The sequence below is a fragment of the Arenimonas sp. genome, assembly GCF_035721105.1.
GTDB lineage: Bacteria > Pseudomonadota > Gammaproteobacteria > Xanthomonadales > Xanthomonadaceae > Arenimonas.
Genome location: NZ_DASTNG010000042.1, coordinates 22,728 through 37,470, shown reverse-complemented (window position 1 = coordinate 37,470; position 14,743 = coordinate 22,728). Strand labels below are relative to the sequence as shown.

General features: G+C 70.5%; 14 protein-coding genes. 12 read left to right on the top strand and 2 right to left on the bottom strand.

Annotated features, from left to right (window positions below):
- Window positions 1–281: 281 nt before the first annotated feature.
- Both groL and groES read right to left on the bottom strand, forming a co-directional pair.
- On the bottom strand, window positions 282–1,934 hold the full coding sequence (gene groL / locus VFQ84_RS06095) for a chaperonin GroEL (RefSeq protein WP_325130262.1): 1,653 nt from the start codon (window positions 1,932–1,934) through the stop codon (window positions 282–284).
- An 86-nt stretch (window positions 1,935–2,020) separates the two neighbouring features.
- Complete coding sequence (gene groES, locus VFQ84_RS06090) at window positions 2,021–2,308, bottom strand: co-chaperone GroES (RefSeq protein WP_034213129.1); 288 nt, start codon at window positions 2,306–2,308, stop codon at window positions 2,021–2,023.
- Between the two features lie 540 nt (window positions 2,309–2,848).
- Here groES and VFQ84_RS06085 point away from each other — a divergent pair.
- The 12 genes from VFQ84_RS06085 to purH all read left to right on the top strand — a co-directional run bounded on the left by VFQ84_RS06085 (window position 2,849) and on the right by purH (window position 14,733).
- The gene (locus VFQ84_RS06085) at window positions 2,849–3,214 is read left to right on the top strand and encodes a helix-turn-helix transcriptional regulator (RefSeq protein ID WP_325130260.1); all 366 of its coding nucleotides are present in this window, start codon (window positions 2,849–2,851) and stop codon (window positions 3,212–3,214) included.
- 105 nt (window positions 3,215–3,319) lie between these two features.
- Window positions 3,320–5,449 carry a protein-disulfide reductase DsbD gene (locus VFQ84_RS06080; RefSeq protein ID WP_325130258.1) on the top strand — a complete coding sequence of 710 codons (2,130 nt, stop codon included), beginning with the start codon at window positions 3,320–3,322 and terminating at the stop codon, window positions 5,447–5,449.
- 43 nt (window positions 5,450–5,492) lie between these two features.
- Entirely contained in the window at window positions 5,493–6,056 is a 564-nt protein-coding gene (locus VFQ84_RS06075) for a TlpA disulfide reductase family protein (protein ID WP_325130254.1), read from the top strand.
- A gap of 95 nt (window positions 6,057–6,151) precedes the next feature.
- Entirely contained in the window at window positions 6,152–6,613 is a 462-nt protein-coding gene (aroQ, locus tag VFQ84_RS06070; RefSeq protein WP_325130252.1) for a type II 3-dehydroquinate dehydratase, read from the top strand.
- 47 nt (window positions 6,614–6,660) lie between these two features.
- Complete coding sequence (accB, locus tag VFQ84_RS06065; RefSeq protein ID WP_325130250.1) at window positions 6,661–7,131, top strand: acetyl-CoA carboxylase biotin carboxyl carrier protein; 471 nt, start codon at window positions 6,661–6,663, stop codon at window positions 7,129–7,131.
- A gap of 11 nt (window positions 7,132–7,142) precedes the next feature.
- A complete protein-coding gene (gene accC, locus VFQ84_RS06060) occupies window positions 7,143–8,510 on the top strand; it encodes an acetyl-CoA carboxylase biotin carboxylase subunit (RefSeq protein ID WP_325130248.1) in 1,368 nt (455 codons plus the stop codon).
- Window positions 8,507–9,244, top strand: a complete 738-nt coding sequence (locus tag VFQ84_RS06055; RefSeq protein WP_325130247.1) for an energy transducer TonB — start codon at window positions 8,507–8,509, stop codon at window positions 9,242–9,244. Before accC ends, VFQ84_RS06055 begins: the two co-directional genes overlap by 4 nt.
- An 87-nt stretch (window positions 9,245–9,331) precedes the next feature.
- Entirely contained in the window at window positions 9,332–11,005 is a 1,674-nt protein-coding gene (locus tag VFQ84_RS06050) for a phosphoethanolamine--lipid A transferase (RefSeq protein WP_325130245.1), read from the top strand.
- 67 nt (window positions 11,006–11,072) lie between these two features.
- The gene (gene prmA / locus VFQ84_RS06045) at window positions 11,073–11,975 is read left to right on the top strand and encodes a 50S ribosomal protein L11 methyltransferase (protein ID WP_325130243.1); all 903 of its coding nucleotides are present in this window, start codon (window positions 11,073–11,075) and stop codon (window positions 11,973–11,975) included.
- A 56-nt stretch (window positions 11,976–12,031) separates the two neighbouring features.
- The gene (locus VFQ84_RS06040; RefSeq protein ID WP_325130241.1) at window positions 12,032–12,553 is read left to right on the top strand and encodes a DUF3426 domain-containing protein; all 522 of its coding nucleotides are present in this window, start codon (window positions 12,032–12,034) and stop codon (window positions 12,551–12,553) included.
- Window positions 12,554–12,683: 130 nt separating this feature from the next.
- Window positions 12,684–12,962: a DNA-binding transcriptional regulator Fis gene (fis, locus tag VFQ84_RS06035; protein ID WP_325130239.1), complete on the top strand. Its 279-nt coding sequence runs from the start codon at window positions 12,684–12,686 to the stop codon at window positions 12,960–12,962.
- A gap of 202 nt (window positions 12,963–13,164) precedes the next feature.
- The gene (purH, locus tag VFQ84_RS06030; protein WP_325130237.1) at window positions 13,165–14,733 is read left to right on the top strand and encodes a bifunctional phosphoribosylaminoimidazolecarboxamide formyltransferase/IMP cyclohydrolase; all 1,569 of its coding nucleotides are present in this window, start codon (window positions 13,165–13,167) and stop codon (window positions 14,731–14,733) included.
- Window positions 14,734–14,743 lie beyond the last annotated feature (10 nt).

Here is a 14,743-nt window from a genome sequence, read left to right as displayed (position 1 = left end):
CGAGACAACCCAATGAAGGCAACGATGCGGATGGTCCCGGGCGTGCAGTCCCTGCAAGCCATCCCCTGGGGATGGACCGGGCCGATAGGGGGGCGGACCCGGCCGCCATGCGCCAGGCCCCTCCCCGCGCGCCGAGTTTAGGCAGAGTTTCCGGGACTTTGCCAACGGCGCGCCGGGCGGCGGGGCGGTGACCGCGCGGGCCGGGCGCGCCAGCGCCCCGGGACAAAAGAAAAGCCCCGCCGGAGCGGGGCTTTTCGATGTCGCGGGGGGCGCGGAGGGACTTAGAAGTCCATGCCGCCCATGCCACCCATGCCGCCACCCATGCCGCCGGCGGCACCGGCGCCGCCGTCGTCCTTCTTCGGGGCCTCGGCCACCATCGCTTCGGTGGTGATCATCAGGCCCGCGATCGACGCGGCGTTCTGCAGCGCGGTGCGGGTGACCTTGGTCGGGTCCAGGATGCCGAACTCGATCATGTCGCCGTACTCGCCGTTGGCGGCGTTGTAGCCGTACGCGGCCTTGCCCTCGACGACCTTGTTGAGGATGACCGACGGCTCTTCACCGGCGTTGGTGACGATCTCGCGCAGCGGGGCCTCCATGGCGCGCAGGGCGATCACGATGCCGTGGTTCTGGTCCTCGTTGGCACCCTTGAGGCCGGTGATGGCCGCCTTGGCGCGGATCAGCGCGACGCCGCCGCCCGGGACGATGCCCTCTTCCACCGCAGCGCGGGTGGCGTGCAGGGCGTCTTCGACGCGGGCCTTCTTTTCCTTCATCTCGATCTCGGTCGAGGCACCGACCTTGATCACGGCCACGCCGCCGGCGAGCTTGGCGACGCGCTCCTGCAGCTTCTCGCGGTCGTAGTCCGAAGAGGTCTCTTCGATCTGCGCCTTGATCTGCTTGATGCGGGCCTGGATGCCGTCGGCCGCGCCGGCGCCATCGATGATGGTGGTGTTTTCCTTCGAGACCTGGATCTTCTTCGCGCGGCCCAGGTCCTTGATGGTGGCCTTCTCGAGCTGCAGGCCGACTTCCTCGGAGATCACGGTGCCGCCGGTCAGGATGGCCATGTCTTCCAGCATCGCCTTGCGGCGGTCACCGAAGCCCGGGGCCTTCACGGCGCAGACCTTGACGATGCCGCGGATGGTGTTGACCACCAGCGTGGCCAGGGCCTCGCCTTCCACTTCCTCGGCCACGATCAGCAGCGGCTTGCCCGCCTTGGCGACGCCTTCGAGCACCGGCAGCAGCTCGCGGACGTTGGCGATCTTCTTGTCGTACAGCAGGATGAACGGGTCTTCCAGCTCGGCCGACATCGACTGCTGGTTGTTGATGAAGTACGGCGACAGGTAGCCGCGGTCGAACTGCATGCCCTCGACGACGTCGAGCTCGTTCTCCAGGCCCGAACCCTCTTCGACGGTGATCACGCCTTCCTTGCCGACCTTGTCCATCGCCTTGGCGATGAGCTCGCCGATGTTGGCGTCGGAGTTGGCCGAGATCGAGCCGACCTGGGCGATTTCCTTCGAGGTCGAGCACGGCTTGGACAGGGTCTTGAGCTCGCCGACGGCGGCCACGACGGCCTTGTCGATGCCGCGCTTGAGGTCCATCGGGTTCATGCCGGCGGCGACCGCCTTCATGCCCTCGCGGATCAGCGCCTGCGCCAGCACGGTGGCGGTGGTGGTGCCGTCACCGGCGATGTCGGAGGTCTTGGACGCGACTTCCTTCACCATCTGCGCGCCCATGTTCTCGAACTTGTCGGCCAGCTCGATCTCCTTGGCGACGGACACGCCGTCCTTGGTGATCGTGGGGGCGCCGAAGCTCTTGTCGAGCACGACGTTGCGGCCCTTCGGGCCCAGGGTGGCCTTGACGGCATTGGCGAGGATGTTCACGCCCTTCACCATGCGGGCGCGGGCGTCTTCACCGAAACGAATTTCCTTGGCAGCCATTTTCTAAACTCCAGAATTCTGTGTGGGGTTGTTGCGGGGCCGGTCGCGCAGGCGCGGGCCGGCGGGGTACGGAGGGACCGAAAGCCTCAGCCGAGGATGGCGAGGATGTCGTCTTCCTTGACCACCAGGATTTCCTGGCCGTCGACCTTCACTTCGGTGCCGGCGTACTTGCCGAACAGCACCTTGTCGCCAACCTTCACGGTCGGGGCGCGGGTCGAACCGTTGTCCAGGGCCTTGCCGGCGCCAACGGCGAGCACTTCGCCCTTGATCGGCTTCTCGGTGGCCGAGTCCGGAATGACGATGCCGCCGGCGGACATCTTTTCTTCTTCCATACGCTTGATGACCACGCGGTCGTAGAGCGGCTTGATGTTCATGGGTATCCTCGTTATTCCTGTGATTTCAACGACATGGGCCTGGTGTGTTAGCACTCGGCCCCGGTGAGTGCCAATGATACGCGCAAGCCTACCCGACAGGTAGGCCGCGACCCGCCCTTGATGGGGTCGGCCCGTGGGCACACAAGGGGGGGCGGGTGTTCGGCCGGGCGTCAGCGGGGCTCACTCCCCCACCCCGACAGGTCCAAATAGCCTGATGCCGGTCACGGTTGATATGTGACCTCAATCTCACTTTACAATCACGCCAGGGACGGGGTCCCGGTATTGGGCGTAAATGTCGGCAAGCCGCCGTCAACTTGCGCCCCGGAAGACCCCGGTGACCGGAAGCCACGACGGCGGCGAAAGCCAATGCGAAGGTCCCGGCAGGCGGACACCGCGAGGTGCCGCCACCCGCAGGACGACGGATGCCGCGAGGTCCTCAGGGGAGGCCGACAGTGGCTGTGTACCGCGCCTGCCCACCACGCCCAGGACCCACGCAGAGGGGGCCGGGCGCTGCAACACGATTTTTTCCGGGGATACACCATGACCTTGCTGTTCAACCGCATCAGGCAGGCGCGCCGCGGCGCCGAACTTTCACAGTCCGAGCTGGCCAACATCGTCGGCGTCGCGCGCAGCGCCGTGGCCCAGTGGGAGCGCCGCGACGGCGCCAAACCCACCACCGACAACATGGCCAAGATCGCCATGGCCACGACCGTCAGCTTCGAATGGCTGGCCACCGGCCGCGGCGGCCGCTGGCTGGGCGGCGACGCCGAAACGCCGGCGATGATGCTCAACTTCTACGCCCAGTGCGGGCTGGAAGAGCGGCTGCTGCTGGCGTTCCGCACCCTGCGCAGCCCCGAGCAGCAGCCGCTGGTCGACTTCGTCGAGGCCATGACCGACCGGGCATGAGCCCTCGCCGGGGCGGGATTCTCGCCCCGGCGACGAACTTCCGGGGATACTTGGGGTCGTAAAGGCCGGCCCGCCGCGGGCCGCCCTCCCAAACGAGACGTCCGCATGACCCGTTGGCTGTTGGCCGCCCTGGCCGCGCTCCTCCTTGCTCCCACCGCCCGGGCGGTGGATGAGTCCGACCTGCTGCCGATCGACGAGGCCTTCGCGCTGACCGCCCGGGCCACCGACCGCGGCCGCATCGAGTTCGCCTGGGACATCGCGCCCGGCTACTACCTCTACCGCCACCGCACCGGCGTCGAGCTGGCCGAGGGCGGCTTCAAGGCCAACCCGGTGGAGCTGCCGGACGGCGAGGCCTACACCGACGAGTTCTTCGGCGACGTCGAGACCTACCGGAACCAGCTGACGGCCGTGGTCACCGGCGCCGCGGCCGATGACGCCACCGCACTGCGGTTCCGGGTGAAGTACCAGGGCTGTGCCGATGTCGGCATCTGCTACCCGCCGCACACCAAGACCCTGACCGTGATGCTGCCGGCCGCCGGCGCCGATCCGCTGGCGGCGCTGGGCGGCAGCCGCGGCCCCGACCTGTTCGGGGGCGGCGACGGCCTCCGCGCCGCCGCCGGCCTGCCCCTGCCCGAAGCCCAGGCCTTCCGCTTCGAGGCCATCGCCGGCGGCCCGGACAAGCTGCTGCTGCGCTTCAACCCCGCCCCGGGCTACTACCTCTACCGCGAGCGCAATTCGGTCGAGGTCGCCGGCGACGGCGTCACCGCCGGCGCCCTGCAGTGGCCGCCGGCGCAGGCGCACCGCGACGAACACTTCGGCGACGTGCAGGTCTACTTCGACCCGGTCGACGCGGTGCTGCCGCTGCAGCGCTCGACGTCCGACGCCACCGTGGCCACCGTCACCGCCACCTTCCAGGGCTGCCAGACCGACGGCATCTGCTACCCGCCGATGACCCGCACCGCCACGGTGACGCTGCCGGCGGGCGCCGCCACGGCGGCGCCGGCCGAGGTCGCGCGCGAAACCCCGCCCGCCCGCGGCGCCACCCCGCTGTGGCTGGCCCTGGCGCTGGCGCTGGGCGGCGGCGTCATCCTCAACCTGATGCCCTGCGTGCTGCCGGTGCTCTCGCTCAAGGCGCTGTCGCTGGCCCAGGGCGGCGGCCAGGCCAAGCGCCAGGCGCTGTGGTACACGGCCGGCGTGCTGGCCAGCTTCGCCGCGGTCGGCGCGATCGCGCTGGCGCTGCGCCAGGCCGGGCTGGCCCTGGGCTGGGGCTTCCAGCTGCAGCAGCCGGGCGTGATCGCGGCGCTGGCGCTGGTGATGATCGCCATCGGCCTGTCGCTGTCGGGCGTGGTCAGCTTCGGCGCCTCGCTGGCCGGCACCGGCCAGTCGCTGGCGCAGAAGTCCGGCCCGGCCGGCGACTTCTTCACCGGCGTGCTGGCGGTGGTGGTGGCCAGCCCGTGCACCGCGCCCTTCATGGGCACGGCGCTGGCGTTCGCCTTCGCGGCGTCGCCGGCGGTCGCGATCCTGGTCTTCCTGGCGCTGGGCCTGGGCCTGGCGCTGCCCTTCCTGCTGATCGGCTTCGTGCCGGCGCTGGCTTCGCGCCTGCCCAGGCCCGGCGCCTGGATGGACACGCTCAAGCAGGTGCTGGCGTTCCCGATGTACCTCACGGCGGTCTGGCTGCTGTGGGTGCTGGCCAAGCAGCGCGGCGCCGACGCCATCGGCCTGGTGCTGGCCGGCGCGGTGGTGCTGGGCCTGGGCCTGTGGTGGTGGGAGAAGGCGCGCTGGGGCCGCCTGCTGCCGCGCCTGCTGGCGGGCCTGGTGGTGCTGGCGGCGCTGTGGCCGGTGCTGGTGGTGCAGCGGATGCCGGCACCCGAGCGCGCGGCGACGACCCAGGAAGGCGTGGTCGCGTTCTCGCAGGAGAAGCTCGACCAGCTGCGCCGCGACGGCCGCGTCGTGTTCGTGAACATGACCGCCGACTGGTGCGTCACCTGCAAGGCCAACGAGCGCACGGTGCTCGGCCGCGACGGCTTCCGCGCCGCACTCGAGTCCGCCGGCGCGGTCTACATGAAGGGCGACTGGACCGACGTGGATCCGGCCATCACCGCCTTCCTGGAATCGCACGGCGCGGTCGGCGTGCCGCTGTACGTGGTCTACCCGCGCCAGGGCGAGCCCCGGGTGCTGCCGACCGTGCTGACCCCGGACGGCGTGGCCCAGGCCCTGGCGGACGCGGCGAACTGATGGCCGCCGCCGGGCATCCACCCACCCAACGAGACCAACGGACGTGAAACGCGAAGCCTTCCTGACCTGGGGCGCCATCGTGGTGCTCGGCGCCACCAGTGCCGGCCTGGGCTGGTGGCTGGGCCACCGCACGATGCTGCCCGCCGAACAGCCGCCGCCGCCCGGCCTGGTGCAGGTCGAGCCCGGCCAGGCGCTGCCACCGATGACCCTGCCCTACCTGGCGCAGGCCGGCGAACGCCGCCTCGACGGCCCCGGCCGGCCCCGCCTGATCAACTACTGGGCCAGCTGGTGCGGCCCCTGCCGCAAGGAAATGCCGATCCTGGACGCCTTCGCCGCCCAACAGGGCGGCAACGGCATCCAGGTGCTCGGCGTGGCCCTGGACACGGCCGAAGAGGCCCGCGCCTTCCTGCGCGAGGTCCCGGTGGGCTTCGAGACCCTGCTCGAGACGCCCGGCCCGCGCGACAGCTCGGTGGTCCTGGGCAATCGCCGCAACATCCTGCCGTTCACCGCACTGGTGGACGACCAGGGGCGGCTGGTGAAGACCCGCTACGGCGAATTCCCCAGCCTGCAGGCCCTGGACGAGTGGGTCCGCGCGCCGGCCGAATGAATTCAAACGCCCGTTAAAATCCGGGAAGTCGCGGCGATCGTCTGGACAGCGGCCCGGCCTTGCCCCCAGACTGTGCCTCCCCCGGGGAGGCTGGCGTGGCGAAGATCCTGGTTTTGCATGGTCCCAACCTGAACCTGCTCGGTGAACGCGAGCCGGGCATCTATGGCCATGCCACGCTCGCCGACATCAACGCCGCCCTTGCCGCCCGGGCCACGGCCGCCGGCCACGTGCTGGTCGACTTCCAGTCCAACGCCGAGCACGAACTGGTCGACCGCGTACAGGCCGCCCGCCGCGACGGCACCGCCTTCATCCTGATCAACCCGGCCGCCTTCACCCATACCTCGGTGGCGCTGCGCGACGCGCTGGCGGCGGTGGCCCTGCCCTTCATCGAAGTGCACCTGTCGAACCCGCACGCCCGCGAGCCGTTCCGCGCCCACAGCTACTTCTCCAGCCTGGCGCTGGGGGTGGTCTGCGGCTTTGGCGCCGACAGCTACGGCTATGCCCTGGAGGCGGCGCTCAAGCGCCTCTCCGCTTCCGAGTCCCCGGCCGGCCGCTGAGGCCGCCGCTTCCGAACCACCCACTCCAACGACGAGACGAGGCCTTCATGGACCTTCGCAAGATCAAGAAACTCATCGACCTGCTCGAGGAATCCAACCTTTCCGAGATCGAGATCAAGGAAGGCGAGGAATCCGTGCGCCTGGCCCGCCATTCGACCGGCGGCTACGCCGCGCCGGCCCCGGTGGCCGTGCAGCACGTCGAGGCGCCGCGCCCGGCGCCCGTCGCGCCCGCCGCCGCGATGTCGGCCGAGGCCGTGGGCAAGTCCACCAAGGACGTGCCCGAGGGCCACACGGTGCGCTCGCCCATGGTCGGCACGTATTACGAGTCGCCCAGCCCGGACAAGCCGCCGTTCGTGAAGGTCGGCCAGACCGTCAAGCAGGGCGAGACCCTGGGCATCATCGAGGCGATGAAGATGTTCAACCCGATCGAGGCCGAAGTGTCCGGCACCGTGACGGCCGTGCTGGTCAAGAACGGCCAGCCGATCGAATTCGACGAGCCCATGTTCGTCATCAGCTGAAGGCGCTTCCCATGCTCGACAAGATCGTCATCGCCAACCGCGGCGAGATCGCGCTGCGCATCCTGCGCGCCTGCCACGCCCTGGGCATCAAGACCGTGGCCGTGCACTCCACCGTGGACCGCAACCTCAAGCACGTGGCCATGGCCGACGAGTCGGTGTGCATCGGCCCGGCGCCGTCGTCGGAGAGCTACCTCAACATCCCGGCGATCATCGCCGCGGCCGAGGTCACCGACGCCCAGGGCATCCACCCGGGCTACGGCTTCCTGAGCGAGAACGCCGACTTCGCCGAGCGCGTCGAGAAGTCCGGCTTCGTCTTCATCGGCCCGACCGCCAACGTGATCCGCATGATGGGCGACAAGGTCGAGGCCATCCGCGCCATGAAGGAAGCCGGCGTCCCCTGCGTGCCCGGTTCGGGCGGCCCGCTGCCGGATGATCCGGCCGAGTGCATCAGCCACGGCCGCGACATCGGCTACCCGGTCATCATCAAGGCCGCCGGCGGCGGCGGCGGCCGCGGCATGCGCGTGGTGCACAGCGAGGGCGCGCTGATGACCGCCATCGCGGCCACCAAGCAGGAAGCCAAGGCCGCGTTCGGCAACGACATGGTCTACATGGAGAAGTTCCTGGAGAACCCGCGCCACGTGGAGATCCAGGTGCTGTCCGACGGCCAGGGCAACGCCATCCACCTGGGCGAGCGCGACTGCTCGATGCAGCGCCGGCACCAGAAGGTGGTCGAGGAAGCGCCGGCCCCGGGCATCACCGACGAGCAGCGCGCCGAGATCGGCCGCATCTGCACCGAGGCCTGCGTACGCATCGGCTACCGCGGCGCCGGCACCTTCGAGTTCCTGTACGAGAACGGCCGCTTCTATTTCATCGAGATGAACACCCGCATCCAGGTCGAGCACCCGGTGACCGAGATGATCACCGGCGTCGACCTGGTGCGCGAGCAGCTGCTGATCGCCAGCGGCCAGAAGCTTTCCATCAAGCAGAGCGACATCAAGATCAACGGCCACGCCATCGAGTGCCGCATCAACGCCGAGGATCCGGAAAGCTTCCTGCCCAGCCCCGGCCTGATCCGCCACTTCCATGCGCCGGGCGGTCCGGGCGTGCGGGTCGATTCGCACATCTACGAGGGCTACAAGGTCCCGCCCAACTACGACTCGATGATCGGCAAGCTGATCGTGCACGGGGCGACCCGGGCCCAGGCCATCGCCCGCATGCGGGTGGCGCTGAGCGAGATGGTGGTCGACGGCATCAAGACCAACGTGCCGCTGCAGCAGCGCATCCTCGCGGACGTGGGCTTCCAGCAGGGCGGCACCAACATCCATTACCTGGAAAAGCGGCTGGCCGAGCGCAAGGAAAAGGCGATCGGCCTCGGATGATCGGCGCGATCGCCCTGGCGCTCGCGGTGGCGGGCGCACCGGCCCCGGTGCCGGCCGACGACACCGGCTGGCTGCGGGTCGAGACCTCGCGCGTCGTGACCGTGCAGGCGCTGTGGGAGCAGCTGCTAGTGCAGCGTGCCCGGCGCTACGGCGCCGCCATGCCCGGGCGCAACCCGGAGCCGCCCGACCTGCGCTTCGACCCGGCCTATCCGCGCGTGGTCGAGACCGAGGGTGAACTGGCCGGCGAATGGCGCTTCCTCGCCGCCGAGGGTGCCGAGCGCCCGCACGCGGGCTACCGCCTGCGCTGGGCCGGCGAGGACCGCTACCGCTGGATCGCCGACCTGTACTGCGAGCCCGGCGCCGGCTGCGAGGCGGCGCGCGCGGCGCTGGACGCCGAGCGCGCGCCGCCGCCGCCCACGCCGGACCACCGGCCGGACTGGGTGGCCATCGTCGGCACCGAGGCCTGCGAGCCGGGCCCGGTGCATACGCCGGCGCCGGACTATCCGTCGCGCGCCCTGCGCGCGGGGGCCAGCGGCCGGGCCACCCTGGTGCTGTTCGTCAATCGCTGCGGCGACGTGCGCCAGGCCTGGGTGGTCGAATCCACCGGCGACCGCACCCTCGACCGCGCCGCCGTGCGCGCCGCGGAACGCTGGAAGACCGCGCCGGTGCCCGACGGCCAGGCCACCGGCACCTATCGCGTGGTCCTGGACTTCGCGCTGCCGGTGGACGAATAACCCGGACTGAACGCAGGCCGGGGCCTTACGGATTTTTGACACGCGACCGCGCCGGTTAGCCGACGATGTCGCCGCACCGACCGGGCGATGGCCACGGTCGCCACCCTGCGCGAGGCTCCCTTGTCGAACCCGACCGTCACCCCCGCCCCGCGAGGCATCGGCGCCAATACCCTGACGGCGATCGTCGCCGCGCTGCTGGCCCTGGCCTACAGCGCCAGCTTCTGGCGGAACCTGGTGGCCGCCGACCTGCCGGGCGGCCTGCGCGGTGCGCTGTTCCTGCTGGCGGCGTTCGCCGTGCTGTTCGTCGCCAACGGCCTGCTGCTGTCCTTCGTCGCCTGGCGCGGCCTGCAGAAGCCGGCGCTCGCGCTGGTGCTGGTGCTGTCGGCCAGCGCCGCCTACTTCATGGACGGCTACGGCGCAGTGGTCGACCGCCACGCGCTGCAGAGCGTGCTCGAGACCGACCTGCGCGAAGGCAGCGAATGGCTGTCGTGGTCGATGGCCGGCTACCTCGCGGTGCTGGGCCTGCTGCCGGCGCTGCTGCTGTGGAAGCTGCCCGTGCGCTACCGCCCCTGGCCACGCGAACTGGCCGCGCGCGCCGGTTTCATGCTCGCCCTGTTGGCGGTACTGGGCCTGGCCGTCCTGCCCTTTACCCGCGAGTTTTCCTCGACCGCGCGCAATCACGCCGAGCTGCGGCACCTGGCCACGCCCACCAACCTGGTCAACGCCGTGCGCGGCTACCTCAAGCACGCCGCGCCGAGCGCGCCCGTGGTCGTCACGCCGCTGGGCGCCGACGCCCGCGGCGGCAGCCGCTACGGCGTGCGCAAGCCGCTGCTGATGGTGATCGTGGTGGGCGAGTCGGCCCGCGTCGACAGCTTCAGCCTGGCCGGCTACCCGCGCGAAACCAATCCCGAACTGGCCAAGATCGCGCCGGTGTTCTTCCCGAACGTGAGCTCCTGCGGCACCAACACCGCGACCTCGCTGCCCTGCATGTTCTCGGACCTGGGCCGCGGCGGCTACGACGAGTCCGATGCGCGTGGCCGCGAGAACCTGCTCGACGTGATCGCCCACGCCGGCCTGCAGGTGGAGTGGGAGGACAACAACACCGGCAGCAAGGGCGTGGCCGCGCGCCAGCGCGAGGAGTCGATGGCGAAGCTGCCGGCCGCGGTTCCCTGCGATGCCGACGGCTGCCAGGACGAGCGCCTGGTCGAACACCTGCGCGATGAACTGGCGGTGCCCGGCACCGGCGACAAGGTCTTCGTGCTGCACCAGATCGGCAGCCATGGCCCGGCCTACTTCAAGCGCTACCCGAAGCCGTTCGAGCGCTTCACGCCCACCTGCCAGAGCGTGGCGCTGCAGGACTGCAGCCAGGAAGAGATCCGCAACAGCTACGACAACACCATCCTCTACACCGACCACGTCCTGGCCGCACTGATCCGCCTGCTCGAGCAGGAGGCCGGCGACCGCACGCCGGCGCTGCTGTACCTGTCCGACCACGGCGAATCGACCGGGGAACATGGCCTCTACCTGCACGGCGCGCCCTACGCGCTGGCCCCCGAAGAGCAGACCCGGGTGCCGATGCTGCTGTGGACCTCGCCCGAGTTCCTTCGCTGGCGCGGCCTCGACGCCGCCTGCCTGCAGTCGCGCCGCACCCAGCCGCTGAGCCACGACAATTTCTTCCACACCGTGCTGGGCCTGCTGGACGTGCAGACCACGGCCTACCAGCCCGGCCTGGACGCGCTGGCCGCCTGCGCGCCGGCCTGAGGCGACCCATTCGGCGTCCCGATCAGGACGGTGCGACAATGGCGGCCCCGCCGTCAGTCTCGCCGCCATGCCCTTCCTTGAACTTTCCTTGCGCGTCCGCGCCGAAGACGAGCACCGCGCCGAGAACGCGCTGATGGACCTGGGCGCGCTGTCGGTGACGCTGATGGACGCCGACGCCGCCACGCCCAACGAGCAGGCCGTGCTGGAGCCGGGCGTGGGCGAGACGCCGCTGTGGCCCGAGATCACGCTGCTGGCGCTGTTCCCCGGCGACACCGTGGCCGAGCTGGTGCTGCACGCGCTGGAATCCTTCGACGACGCCATCGACCTGTCGCAGGCCGACTTCCGCGAAGTGGCCGACCAGGACTGGGAGCGTGCGTGGATGGACCAGTACGTGCCGCTGCAGTTCGGCCGGCGCACCTGGATCGTGCCCTGGAACATGGACCCGCCGCCGGAAGCGCGCGACGGCGTCATCGTCCGGCTCGACCCCGGCCTGGCCTTCGGCTCGGGCACGCACCCGACCACGGCGCTGTGCCTGCAATGGCTCGACTCGCTGGTGCTGCGCGACAAGGTAGTGCTCGATTTCGGCTGCGGCTCGGGCATCCTCGCCCTGGCCGCGCTCAAGCTCGGCGCCAAGGCCGCCGTCGGCGTCGACAACGACCCGCAGGCGCTGGCGGCCACCGCCGACAACGCCGAGCGCAACGGCGTGGGTGACCAGCTCACCGTGTATTCGCCGGAAGACGAGCCGGCCGCGACCTATCCGGTGGTGGTCGCCAACATCCTGGCCTCGGCGCTGGACCTGCTGGCGGAAACGCTGGCCTCGCGCGTCGCGCCCGGCGGCGTGATCGCACTCTCGGGCATCCTGCATGGCCAGGAAGGCGCGCTGCTGGCGCGCTACGCCGAATGGTTCGACGGGCTCGAAGCGGTGCAGGAAGGCGACTGGATGCGGATCACCGGGACCCGGAAGGCCTGAGCGCCAGCGCTTCGCCGTTCCTGTTTCCCGTCCCCCTCGCCCGCTATCATCCCCGCATGCCCCCGCGCGCCCCCCGTTTCGCCGTCACTGACGACGCCCCGCCGACGCTCCGCCGCCTGCCCTGGGGCTGGGCCGGGCTGGTCGTGGCGCTGTTCGCGTTGCTGCTGCTGCAGCTGGTGCTGGCCGACCGCGCGCGCCTGGCCGGCGACGCCCGCTGGCGGCCGCGGCTGGAGCTGGCCTGCGGCCTGCTGGGCTGCGACCTGCCGCCGTGGCATGCGCCCGACGATTTCCGCGTCACCAGCCGCGAGGTGCAGCCGCACCCGACCGTGCCGGGCGTGCTGCTGATCACCGCCAGCTTCCGCAACGACGCCCGCTGGGGCCAGCCCTGGCCGGTGCTCGAGATCGCCCTGCAGGACATCGACGGCCAGGCCCTGGGCCTGCGCCGGTTCCAGCCCGTCGAATACCTGGGCAGCCCGCCGGCCTCGCCGCTGATCGCCCCGGGCCAGTCGGCCAGCGCCACGCTGGAGATCCTCGACCCGGGCAAGCGCGCGGTCGCGTTCACCTTCGACTTCCACTGAATCTTTCGCCCCCGCCCTGTCCGGAAGGACAGGTCGCACGGCGTTTTGGATTGACGTAGACTCCCTTCCCCCGTCGCCCACCGGCGGGACCGCAAGGAAGCGGACGATTCCCCCACGGAGCTGCCTTCCAGTGAATGCCTTGCCGGCCGCGCGCGCGGATTCCAACCCCTCGACCCCCAGCCATACCCCGTTGCGGGACCACGTCTCGCGATCCGTGCGGCGTTACCTGCACGACATCAACGGCTGCGAGATCGACGACCTGTACGAGGTCGTGCTGCGCGAAATCGAGGCCCCGCTGTTCGCCGAAGTCCTGCGCCACTGCGACGGCAACCAGAGCCGCGCCGCCGCCATGCTCGGCCTCAACCGCGCCACCCTCCGCAAGAAGCTCAAGGCCTACGGCCTGGCCTGAAAGCGTTTTTTGCCACGGATGAACACGGATAAACACGGATAGGGCTTTTTTGGCCTGGCCCTGGCCAAGCGCGGGGGCCCGCCCTGCCGACCGTTGAATATCCAGCGGCTTTTTGGCTTCTCGTCCGTGTTCATCCGTGTTCATCCGTGGCAAAAGAAGCACTTCCCGCCGGTATAATCGCGGCTTCCCCACGAGGTGCCCGATGACCGCCGAACGCCAACCCGTCCGACGCGCGCTGCTTTCCGTTTCCGACAAGACCGGCGTGGTCGGGCTGGCCCGCGGCCTGGCCGCGCAGGGCGTCGAACTGCTGTCCACCGGCGGCACCGCCAAGGCCCTGCGCGAGGCCGGGCTGGCGGTGCGCGATGTCAGCGAAGTCACCGGGTTCCCCGAGATCATGGACGGCCGGGTCAAGACCCTGCATCCGAAGATCCACGGCGGCCTGCTCGGCCGCGAGGGCGTCGATGACGCCGTGATGGCCGAGCACGGCATCGCCCCGATCGACCTGCTGGTGGTCAACCTCTATCCGTTCGCGCAGACGGTCGCCCAGCCCGGCTGCAGCTACGACGACGCCATCGAGAACATCGACATCGGCGGCCCTGCGATGCTGCGCGCCACCGCCAAGAACCACGCGCGCACCAGCGTGCTGGTCGATCCCGCCGACTACGACGCCTTCCTCGAAGCGCTCGCGCAGGGCGGCAGCACGCCGGCGATGCGCCGCACCTACGCCGCCAAGGCCTACGCCCACACCGCCGCCTACGACGGCCAGATCGCGCAGTGGCTGTCGCCGCGCGCGGAAGACCCGGCGCAGCCCGAGGCCTGGCCCAGGACCTTCCACGCCTCGCTGCAGCTGGCCTCGGCCCTGCGCTACGGCGAGAACCCGCACCAGCGCGGCGCGCTCTATGTCGAGGCGAACGCGCCGCAGGGCATCGTCGCCACCGCGCGTTTCCTGCAGGGCAAGGAGCTGAGCTACAACAACCTGGCCGACGCCGACGCCGCGCTGGAATGCGTCAAGGCCTTCGACGCCCCGGCCTGCGTCATCGTCAAGCACGCCAACCCCTGCGGCGTGGCCGTGGCCGCGAACCTGATGGACGCCTACGACCGCGCCTTCGCGGTCGACCCGACCTCGGCCTTCGGCGGCATCATCGCCTTCAACCGCGAGCTCGACGCCGCCACCGCCGCCGAGATCCTCAAGCGCCAGTTCGTCGAAGTGGTGATCGCGCCGTCCATCGCCGCCGACGCGATGCCGCACTTCGCGAAGAAGGCCAACGTGCGCGTCCTGGCCTGCGGTGACCTGCGCGTCGCGCCGGGGCTGGAGTACAAGCGCATCGCCGGCGGCCTGCTGGTCCAGGACGCCGACACCGACGCCCTCGGCGCCGCCGACCTGAAGGTCGTCTCGAAGATCGCCCCCAGCGAGACCCAGCTGCGCGACCTGCTGTTCGCCTGGAAAGTGGCGATGTACGTCAAGTCCAACGCCATCGTCTACGCCCGCGACCTGCAGACGGTGGGCATCGGCGCCGGCCAGATGAGCCGCGTGGTCAGCGCGAAGATCGCCGGCATCAAGGCGGCGGAAGCCGGCCTGGTCGTGCCCGGCTCGGTGATGGCCTCCGACGCCTTCTTCCCCTTCCGCGACGGCATCGACGCCGCCGCGTCCGCCGGCATCGCCGCCGTGATCCAGCCGGGCGGCTCGATGCGCGACGCCGAGGTCATCGCCGCCGCCGACGAACACGGCATGGCGATGGTGTTCACCGGCCGCCGCCACTTCCGCCACTGAGGCCCCGCCC

What these genes read in the sequence shown, in the direction of transcription:
- groL (WP_325130262.1), bottom strand. Translation starts at nt 1,934, where the DNA reads ATGGCTGCCAAGGAAATTCGTTTCGGTGAAGACGCCCGCGCCCGCATG.
- groES (WP_034213129.1), bottom strand. Translation starts at nt 2,308, where the DNA reads ATGAACATCAAGCCGCTCTACGACCGCGTGGTCATCAAGCGTATGGAA.
- VFQ84_RS06085 (WP_325130260.1), top strand. Translation starts at nt 2,849, where the DNA reads ATGACCTTGCTGTTCAACCGCATCAGGCAGGCGCGCCGCGGCGCCGAA.
- VFQ84_RS06080 (WP_325130258.1), top strand. Translation starts at nt 3,320, where the DNA reads ATGACCCGTTGGCTGTTGGCCGCCCTGGCCGCGCTCCTCCTTGCTCCC.
- accB (WP_325130250.1), top strand. Translation starts at nt 6,661, where the DNA reads ATGGACCTTCGCAAGATCAAGAAACTCATCGACCTGCTCGAGGAATCC.
- accC (WP_325130248.1), top strand. Translation starts at nt 7,143, where the DNA reads ATGCTCGACAAGATCGTCATCGCCAACCGCGGCGAGATCGCGCTGCGC.
- VFQ84_RS06055 (WP_325130247.1), top strand. Translation starts at nt 8,507, where the DNA reads ATGATCGGCGCGATCGCCCTGGCGCTCGCGGTGGCGGGCGCACCGGCC.
- VFQ84_RS06050 (WP_325130245.1), top strand. Translation starts at nt 9,332, where the DNA reads ATGGCCACGGTCGCCACCCTGCGCGAGGCTCCCTTGTCGAACCCGACC.
- prmA (WP_325130243.1), top strand. Translation starts at nt 11,073, where the DNA reads ATGCCCTTCCTTGAACTTTCCTTGCGCGTCCGCGCCGAAGACGAGCAC.
- VFQ84_RS06040 (WP_325130241.1), top strand. Translation starts at nt 12,032, where the DNA reads ATGCCCCCGCGCGCCCCCCGTTTCGCCGTCACTGACGACGCCCCGCCG.
- purH (WP_325130237.1), top strand. Translation starts at nt 13,165, where the DNA reads ATGACCGCCGAACGCCAACCCGTCCGACGCGCGCTGCTTTCCGTTTCC.